At 45.9% G+C, this 362-nt stretch carries 1 pseudogene; it reads right to left on the bottom strand.

Going from position 1 to position 362, the window contains the following annotated elements:
* Window positions 1–362: pseudogene (locus ACLS0A_RS11070) on the bottom strand (hypothetical protein); the annotation flags it as partial.

Below are 362 nucleotides of genomic sequence, written 5' to 3' on the forward strand. Positions count from 1 at the left end.
GATTGAATTAAGCATTCCCGATTATCCGCTTCCGCCCATAAGGTTAAATGCCGTGCGGTCTGTAAAGCGGTTTCTAATATGGCAAAATTGCTTGCTACCCGTTGCACCTGTGCGGCGGTGTTATTGGCAAGGCGTTCTGCCCATTCAGTTTTATAGCGTTGATATTCTGCTTTGATAAAGGCTTTATTTTCGGCAATGTATTTGATCCATTCCCGCCCGACTACGCCATAATGATTTAGGCTAGCTTCGTTCAGGTGGTCGGCGTGGGCTTTGTTATTGGCAAAGCCGTGTAAGTGATTGGCTTCGATTAAAGGAATGTTCAAAAGGCGCACTAACTGCCCTGCGTTAATGTTTACCCCTTT

Origin of the sequence: Avibacterium volantium, assembly GCF_049366555.1 — a bacterium.
GTDB classification, from domain to species: domain Bacteria; phylum Pseudomonadota; class Gammaproteobacteria; order Enterobacterales; family Pasteurellaceae; genus Avibacterium; species Avibacterium volantium_A.